Annotated in this window: 7 protein-coding genes; 2 read left to right on the top strand and 5 right to left on the bottom strand. The window is 65.1% G+C overall.

Annotation, left to right across the window (positions count from 1 at the left end; all coding sequences use genetic code 11):
- The 3 genes from AC1D00_RS16020 to AC1D00_RS16010 all read right to left on the bottom strand — a co-directional run.
- Positions 1–518, bottom strand: a 518-nt coding sequence (locus AC1D00_RS16020; protein ID WP_477011342.1) for a TetR/AcrR family transcriptional regulator, incomplete at its 3' end; no start/stop codon positions are given.
- Positions 519–641: 123 nt separating this feature from the next.
- The gene (locus AC1D00_RS16015; protein ID WP_025575554.1) at positions 642–938 is read right to left on the bottom strand and encodes a hypothetical protein; all 297 of its coding nucleotides are present in this window, start codon (positions 936–938) and stop codon (positions 642–644) included.
- 2 nt (positions 939–940) lie between these two features.
- A complete protein-coding gene (locus AC1D00_RS16010; RefSeq protein ID WP_025575556.1) occupies positions 941–2,335 on the bottom strand; it encodes an OmpA family protein in 1,395 nt (464 codons plus the stop codon).
- A 165-nt stretch (positions 2,336–2,500) separates the two neighbouring features.
- Between AC1D00_RS16010 and AC1D00_RS16005 the strand changes: the two genes are divergently transcribed.
- Entirely contained in the window at positions 2,501–3,559 is a 1,059-nt protein-coding gene (locus AC1D00_RS16005; protein ID WP_477011341.1) for a polysaccharide deacetylase family protein, read from the top strand.
- Between the two features lie 275 nt (positions 3,560–3,834).
- Positions 3,835–4,635, top strand: coding sequence for an SDR family oxidoreductase (locus AC1D00_RS16000; RefSeq protein ID WP_027542298.1), 801 nt, complete (start codon positions 3,835–3,837; stop codon positions 4,633–4,635).
- 164 nt (positions 4,636–4,799) lie between these two features.
- Here the strand turns inward: AC1D00_RS16000 and boxB are convergent, their stop codons facing one another.
- Both boxB and boxC read right to left on the bottom strand, forming a co-directional pair.
- Positions 4,800–6,251: a benzoyl-CoA 2,3-epoxidase subunit BoxB gene (boxB, locus tag AC1D00_RS15995; protein WP_477011340.1), complete on the bottom strand. Its 1,452-nt coding sequence runs from the start codon at positions 6,249–6,251 to the stop codon at positions 4,800–4,802.
- A 150-nt stretch (positions 6,252–6,401) separates the two neighbouring features.
- Complete coding sequence (boxC, locus tag AC1D00_RS15990; protein WP_477011339.1) at positions 6,402–8,090, bottom strand: 2,3-epoxybenzoyl-CoA dihydrolase; 1,689 nt, start codon at positions 8,088–8,090, stop codon at positions 6,402–6,404.
- Positions 8,091–8,288: the final 198 nt, after the last annotated feature.

Raw genomic sequence — 8,288 nt, 5'->3', positions numbered from 1 at the left:
ACCTTCATCCGCAGGATCGCCCCCTGCCAGGACGCGAGCAGGAAGTCGGCAAGCTCCCCGGGCTCGAAATCGGATGCGATCTCGCCGCGCGCCTGAGCGTCGGCGATGCAGGCCGCGAACGGCACGCGCCATTCGGCAAAAATCTCGGTCAGGCGTGTGCGCAGCATTTCGCTGCTGCCGGTCGCCTCCAGGCTGAGATCGCCGATCAGACAGCCACGACCATAACCGTCGGCCTCGAGCCGCCCGGTGATGATGTCGAGATAGCGCTTGAGGCGCGCGCGCGGCGTCAGCGAGGTGTCCTCAAGCGCTTCTGCGACCAGCGCCCTGGTGACGTCGAAGTAGCGGTCGAGCACCTCCGAAGCGAACGCTTCCTTGGAGCGGAAATGGTTGGTGAAGGACCCCTGCGGCGCGCCCGCCGCAGCGGTGACGTCGCGCACGCTGGTGCCATGATAGCCGGTCCGGAACATGACCTTGAGGCCGGCGTCGAGGATGGCGTCTTTGAGCGAGGGCTTTGGCATGGAGCGTATAATACGTACGTACGTATTATTGTCAAGCGCGCTTTCTCCATTGGGTAATTTGGCTACCCATCAATCCGTTATCGCGATGTCAGGCAGGCGCCCCCTTAAGGCGGGCCCCGAGACTCAAGCCGCCGGCTGGCTCCGCGAGACCACCCGGTCGCGCAGCCAGGCGCCGATGGTGCAGCCGACCAGGTAGCAGGCGAACATGATGAGGCCGAGGTCGAGCCAGTAGCCGAAGCGGCCGGGGACCACATGCGCGAACGAGGCCGCGACCAGCGCGACGGCGAGCGCGGCGAGCCAGCGCGCGGTGACTTTCGAGGTGCCGTTGCCGCGCTGGACCACCGAGATCCAGCCCATGCAGAAACCCAGCACCAGCGATCCGATCAGCCAGCCCAGATGGAACGAGAGGAGATAGGGCATCGTCACCTCACCAGAAATTCGATGCGGCGGTTCTGCGCCTTGCCGTCGTCGGTGTCGTTGCCGGCGACGGGCTGCGTGCTGCCGTGGCCGACCGCGGCGAAGCGGCTGGCGGGAAGGCCGGCCTTGACCAGATAGTCGATCACCGCCTGCGCGCGCTTCTCCGAGAGAGCCTGGTTGAACGCGTCCTCACCGTCGGCATCAGTGTGCCCGGCGACCTCGATATTGGTGGTGGGACAGCGCAGCGCCGTCTCGATCAGATGGTCGAGGATTCCCGCAGAGTCCGGATCGATGTCGGCGCGCTTCGTTGCGAAGCGGATCTTGCCCTTGGTCAGGAGCTCAGAGAACAATTGCTGGCAGACGGTGCCGTCGACCGGGCCCGGCGCGGGCTTCACCGTGATTTCCGGCTTGTACTGCCAGTTTTTCGGGAAGTCCTTGCCGAGGCCGGCGCGAATGTCGTTGGCAGCGCCTTCATAGAGCGCATCGCCCGACAGCTTCACCTCGCGATCGGACACCACGAGCGTGCCGGTCGACAGCCGCGACAGCGCTCCGAGCGCTGCGACCACGGCGGGGTTGAAGGCGCCGGGCGCGCCGAGGCTGGCCTTGAGATTGTCGACGACCTTCTCGTTGAAGAATTTTCGCGACGCGCTGGTTGCGATCGCCGCATGGACATTGTTGTCCGGAACATAACCGGTCAGCGTCACGGTCGCGGCAACCGGGTCCTTGTAGGCCTGGAAGATGTAGGGCGGCGCCTTGATGTCGTTGGCGGCGATCGAGAATCCTTCCGGCAAATTCTTCAGCGCAGCCGCGATCGCCTCGCGTCCGCCGAGCTCGCGCGCCATCCCCGACAGATTGACCTTTGTGTCGGAGATCGTGATCTTGCCGTCCTTGAGCTTGCCGATCTGGTCGAGCAGAAGCATCGCGGCGGCCTCGAAACGCGGTGGCGCGCCACGCGCCAGCCCCATCTGATCGGCCACCTCGACGCCGCCGACCTCCTTGCGCGCGACCTCCGTCAGGCGGGCCTTCATCGACGGCAAGGGCGCGGAGCCCGACAGCGTCACCCGCACCACGTCACGCTCGGCGTTCCAGACGAAGGGCTTCGCCTCGGCAACGAGGCGGGTCCGGTCGTCGACCAGACGCACGCCAGGGACGATCTCCACCGCCATCACGGCGTCACGGCGCCCTTCCTCGGAAAAGGCGTCCGCGGCCAGGCTGACGTCGCGGCCGTCCACCGCGATCCGGGTCTTGTCCAGAACGGTATCCTTGAGCGCCGCCGAGCTGCGGGCGGACAGGTCCGCCTCGACCGGTAAGGTGTTATTCCAGGCCGCAAATCCCCACATGACGGCCAGGGGGATCAGCCCTGGCCACCATTTGCTGGCCCACCTGAAAAGCTTCTGCATTCGACGACCCGAACTCTGGAACCGGAGACAAAACAAACCCTTGGCAGGCTGTCAAACCGGAAATGGCGGCCCTCGCAAGGCCTTTGCGTGGACAATTGGAATAACTTTTTCTTCAAGGGTTCTTCCGTAAGTTGAAAACGGAAGGCCAGAGTCCGCCAGCGGGTCATGAAACAACTTCGTAACAACGTCATCCGCGCCGGGCTGGGAGCACTCTATTTCAGCGGAGCGCACCACCTGTTGCGCCCGCTGCTGTCGGGCGTCGGCGCCATTTTCATGCTGCACCACGTGCGGCCGGCCCGCGACGCCGCGTTCCAGCCGAACCGGCATCTGGAGGTCACCCCGGATTTCCTGCGCGCGACGCTGCGCCATCTGCGCTCGCGCGACATCGACATCGTCAGCATGGACGAGCTGCATGAGCGGCTGGTGCAGGGCCGGTTCACCCGCCGCTTCGCCGCCTTCACCCTCGACGACGGCTATCGCGATAATCTGGACCATGCGCTGCCGGTGCTGCGCGAATTTGACGCGCCTTTGGCGGTCTATGTCGCCAGCGATTTCGCCGAGGGCACGGGGCGGCTGTGGTGGACGGCGCTGGAAGCCGTGATCGCCGGGGCCGAGCAGATCGACGTAACAATCGGCGATTCCGCGCTCCGGCTCGACGCGACGACGCCTGCCGCGAAACAGGCGGCGTTCGACCGCCTGCACGACTGGCTGCGCGCGCTGCCGGGCGAGCATGATCTCTCGCGCGAGATCGCGGCGCTCTGCGCCAGGCATGGCGTCGACATGGAAGCGCTGTGCCGCACCCTCTGCCTGTCCTGGGACGGGGTGAAGCAGCTCGCCGCAGATCCGCTGGTCACGATCGGCGCGCACACCATCAGCCATTGCAATCTCGCCAGGCAGAGCGAGGAGATCGCCGCGCAGGAGATGGCGGTGAGCCGCGCGCGGATCGAGCAGGCACTGGAGCGTCCCGTGCTGCACTTCGCCTATCCCTATGGCGACCGCGAGGCAGCCGGGATGCGCGAATTTGCGCTGGCCGCATCGGCCGGCTTCAAGACCGCGGTGACGACACGACCCGGCATGCTGTTCGCCGAGAACGCCGGCCACATGACCGCGCTGCCGCGCGTCTCGCTCAACGGCAATTACCAGGACGCGCGGATCCTGCCGGTGCTGACCTCGGGCGCCGCGACCGCGATGTGGAACGGCTTCCGCCGGATTGCGGCGGCGTAGTTGTCGTCCCGGCGCAGGCCGGGACTCATACCGCGGAATCTATCGATTGCGGTTGGTATGAGTACCGGACAACGAGTCTTCGCCAAACTTCTCCCTGTGGTTATGGGTCCCGGCCCCCGTGCGCAATTGCGCACTAGGCCGGGACGACAAGTTGAGGCTGATGCAGCCGCGGCCATAACCAACTCTGCCGTCGCCCTGGCGAAGGCCAGGACGACGACGCGATTGACTCCCTCCCCCTCCCCGCCCAAAACGTCGCCAAACCAAAGGGAGGTACCATGTTCAACGATCTGTTCTCGCTCAAAGGCCGCATCGCACTCGTGACCGGCGGCTCGCGCGGCATCGGCAAGATGATCGCGGCGGGCTTCCTGGCGCAAGGCGCTGCGAAGGTCTACATCACCGCGCGCAAGGCCGGGCCGTGCGAGGCGACGGCGAAAGAGCTGTCAGGCCAATATGACGGCGAGTGCATCGCGCTGCCGATCGACATCTCGACCGTCGAAGGCTGCGACAAGCTCGCGGGCGAAATCATCAAGCTGGAGCCGAAGCTCGACATCCTCGTCAACAATGCCGGCGCGGCCTGGGGCGCGGAGTTCGACGAATTCCCAGAAAGCGGCTGGGACAAGGTGATGGACCTCAACGTCAAGTCGCTGTTCTTCCTGACCAAGGCGCTGGCGAAGCCGCTGCGCGCGGCGGCAAGCGCAGAACGTCCGGCCAAGGTCATCAACATCGCCTCGGTCGACGGCATCTTCGTCAATCCGGGCGAGACCTATTCCTACGCCGCCAGCAAGGCCGCCGTGATCCATCTGACGCGGCGCATGGCGACGAAGCTGATCAAGGACAACATCAACGTCACCGCGATCGCGCCCGGCGCGTTCAAGTCCGACATGAACCGGGCCGCGCGCGACCATTCGGACGAGGTCGCCAAGCGCATTCCGGCGCGGCGCATCGGAACCGACGAGGACATGGCAGGGGTCGCGATCTATCTCGCCTCGCGTGCCGGCGATTACGTGGTCGGCAACACCATCGCGGTGGATGGCGGCGTGGTCTACGCCAATGCCGGGCTGGAGATCGCGGGTTAGGCGGCGGCGCCCACACTCCGCTGTCATGCCCCGGCTTGACCGGGGCATCCAGTACGCCGCGGCTTCTCGATTTATCTCTGCTGTCTCTGGAATACTGGATCACCCGCTTTCGCGGGTGATGACAGTCTTCGTATGGCGCGGTCGTCGCGTCTCGCAAGCAGCCGTTACGACTCGATCTTCACGTACTCGAAATCGCCGGGCTTGTTGTCGATGCCGACTTTCGGCGGCGAGATCCAGGAGGCGAACTTGCCGGTTTCGGTGACGGGCTGCATCAAGGAGGTGATGAAGTCGCCGTCGGYCGTCGAAGGCAGCCACTCGTCCTTGCGCTTGGCCCAGGTGGCATCGTCGATCAAAATGCCGTCGGGCGTGGCGTGGACGTCCTTGAACTCGCCGATGTGGCGGTGGAAGGCGACGTTGGGCAAGGTCAGCTTGAAGTCGTAGCCCGCGGTCGAGATCACCTTGTTCCAGCGCAGCATGCCCTTGACGCAATCCTGGCTGTAATCGTCGCGCAGGCGCATGTTGAGCGCGGTCAGCGCCGGCTCGTCCACCAGCTTGATCTCGCCGTTGATGAACTTGAGCACCGGATAGGTGGCGTTCTTGAGCTGGTGATCGTCCTCGATCTGGGTCTCGTGATAGCGGCCCTTGATGCCGGCGTTGAAGGCGTTGGCCGCGTTGGTCGAGACCTCGGAGCCGAACAGGTCGAGCGACAGCGTGTAGTGCAGGTTCAGCTTCTTCTGGATGGTCGGCAGGTCGATCACGCCGAGCGCGCGGACTTTTGCGATATCGGTCGGATCGGTGATGCCGGCTTCGCGCATCGCATCGCAGGTGCGCTGCACGACACGGGTGATGCCGGTCTCGCCGACGAACATGTGGTGCGCTTCTTCCGTGAGCATGAAGCGGCAGGTGCGCGACAAGGGATCGAAGCCCGACTGCGCGAGGCTGTGCAGCTGCATCTTGCCGTCACGGTCAGTGAAGTAGGTGAACATGAAGAAGGACAGCCAGTCCGGCGTCGCCTCGTTGAAGGCGCCGAGCATGCGCGGCGCGTCCGCATCGCCGGAGCGGCGGCGCAGCAGATCGTCGGCTTCCTCGCGGCCGTCGCGGCCGAAATATTTCTGGAGCAGGTAGACCATCGCCCAGAGGTGGCGGCCTTCCTCGACATTGACCTGGAACAGGTTGCGCATGTCGTAGAGCGAGGGCGCGGTCTTGCCGAGGTGGCGCTGCTGCTCGACCGAGGCCGGCTCGGTGTCACCCTGGATCACGATCAGGCGGCGCAGCATGGCGCGATGCTCGCCTGGCACTTCCTGCCAGGCCGGCTCGCCATAATGCTCGCCGAAGGGAACGACGCGATTCTCTTCCTGCGGCGCAAGCAGGATGCCCCAGCGGTAGTCGGGCATGCGGACATAGTCGAACTTGGCCCAGCCGCGCGGATCGACGGAGTAGGCGGTGCGCAGATACACCAGCGACTCCTGAAAGCCTTCCGGCCCCATGTCGCTCCACCAGTCCATGTAGCCGGGGTGCCAGCCTTCGAGTGCCTTCAGCACCTGGCGGTCTTCGGCGAGATTGACGTTGTTGGGAATCTTGGTCGAGTAGTCGACGTTCATGATGTTCATGTTCATGGCCGTGCTCCTTGGTCTGTCTCTTGTCCCGGACGCTGCGCAGCGCGAAGCGGTGCGCTGCAGAGCCGGGATCCATCATTCGGTCCACTATGGGTCCCGGTTTTGCGCAGCGTCACTTTGTGCCGCAGCGCGCCCGGGACACGAGAGTCATCAAACCCGCGTCATATCGAATTTCGGCTTCTGCCCGCTGCCGTAACGGCGGAGCGCGCCTTCCTCGCCGACCGCGTTCGGGCGCTGGAAGATCCAGTTCTGCCAGGCGGTGAGGCGCGCGAAGATCTTTGATTCCATTGTCTCCGGGCCGACGAAGCGGAGGCTCGCTTCCATGCCGGTGAGGCTGTCGGGCGAGAAGCTGGCGCGCTCCTCCAGAAACACGCGGACCTCGTCATCCCAGTCGATGTCGTCGAGCGCGAAGGTGACGAGGCCGAGCTCCTCGGCCTCCTCGGCGTCGAGGCTGGTGCCGACGGTGGCTTCCRCACGCTCCAGGTCGGACGGGTCGGCCTGGAAGCGCGACTGCAGCCGCGTCAAACCATGGCTCATCGGATACGGGCCAAAGTTCATCGCCGACAGCTCGATCGACGGCGGCGGCCGGTTGTCGCCCTGGCGCGTGCCGATCAGCATGTAGGAGCGGTCGGCGGCGAAGACGAGCTCGGCGAGCGTGCCGGCAAAGCAGGAGCCGGGCTCGACCAGCGTCACCAGCGTCCGCGAGGTGACGTCGATACGCTTCAGCACGCGCTTCCAGTAATGCCTGATCTCGTTGACCAGCCAGTGCGCCTTGTTGGTGTCGAGGAAGGCGTCGGCTGCGAGCACATGGGCGCGGTCGCCATGGCTCTTGAACACCAGCATGGCGATCTCGAGCTCGTTGATGCGCAGATGCAGGATCGCATCGTCGAGCTCGCGCGCGACCTGGAGCGGCCAGAACGAAGCGCCCTGCGCCATCATGCCGTCGATGTCGGCGGGCGGCGCCGTCTCCGGCGCCTTGATCGAGATGGTGGCGATGCGGGCGGCACGATCGATGTCGACGGTGACGAAGCCGTAGCGCAGGCTGGTCTCGTCGACGATGCGCCTGAGCGGCGTCAGCGCAATGCCCTTGCCGCTGCCGCTGCGCCTGGAGGAAGCTGCGAATTCCTTGACGCGCTCGGCAATCCTGCCTTCCAGCTTGGAGTTCGGTGCGATCTCGTCGACGAGACGCCACTGCACGGCGCGCTTGCCTTTCACGCCTTCCTCGATGGTGCAGAAGAAGTCGGCATGGTCGCGGCGCACCTTGCGCTTGTCGACGACGCGGGTGAGGCCGCCGGTGCCCGGCAGCACCGCGAGCAGCGGCACTTCGGGCAGCGCCACCGAGGAAGCACCGTCGTCGGCGAGGATGATGTGGTCGGTCGCGAGCGCGAGCTCATAGCCGCCGCCGGCGGCCGAGCCGTTCACCACGGTGATGAAGCGCTGGCCGGAATTCTCGGACGAATCCTCCATGCCGTTGCGGGTCTCGTTGGTGAACTTGCAGAAATTGACCTTGTGCGCGTGGGTGGAGCCCGCGAGCATGCGGATGTTGGCGCCGGCGCAGAACACGCGGTTCTTGGCCGAGCGCATCACCACGACCTTCACCTCGGGATGCTCGAAGCGCAGCCGCTGGATCGCATCGGCAAGCTCGATGTCGACGCCGAGGTCGTAGGAATTGAGCTTGAGCAGATAGCCCTCGAACAGGCCGCCATTCTCGTCGACGTCCATGGTCAGGGTCGCGACGTCGCCGTCGACCGCGAGCTTCCAGTGCTTGTAGCGGGACGGTTCGGTCTGGAAATCGATGAATGTCGCGCCGCCTGCGAGGCGCCGATCTTCCCCGGCCATGGGCCACCCTTGAGTTCGTCTTGGTTTAACCGTTAGATGCACAATAATGCACATTTTGGAGGGCGTCTAGTCCCTAACGGCCAAGACATGCACTTTGTTTCATGAGGGCGCCTAGGACCGCACGATGGCGCCGAGTGCGATCCAGTCGGCCTTGGAGAGCTGGGGACGGCCGATCTTGGCCTGGAGCAGGGCCGTCAG

Source organism: Bradyrhizobium sp. P2_E8 (assembly GCF_056403875.1).
The sequence above is the reverse complement of the archived record's forward strand: the minus strand, read 5'-3'. Positions and strand labels throughout refer to the sequence as shown.

What these genes read in the sequence shown, in the direction of transcription:
- AC1D00_RS16010 (WP_025575556.1), bottom strand. Translation starts at nt 2,335, where the DNA reads ATGCAGAAGCTTTTCAGGTGGGCCAGCAAATGGTGGCCAGGGCTGATC.
- AC1D00_RS16005 (WP_477011341.1), top strand. Translation starts at nt 2,501, where the DNA reads ATGAAACAACTTCGTAACAACGTCATCCGCGCCGGGCTGGGAGCACTC.
- AC1D00_RS16015 (WP_025575554.1), bottom strand. Translation starts at nt 938, where the DNA reads ATGCCCTATCTCCTCTCGTTCCATCTGGGCTGGCTGATCGGATCGCTG.
- AC1D00_RS16000 (WP_027542298.1), top strand. Translation starts at nt 3,835, where the DNA reads ATGTTCAACGATCTGTTCTCGCTCAAAGGCCGCATCGCACTCGTGACC.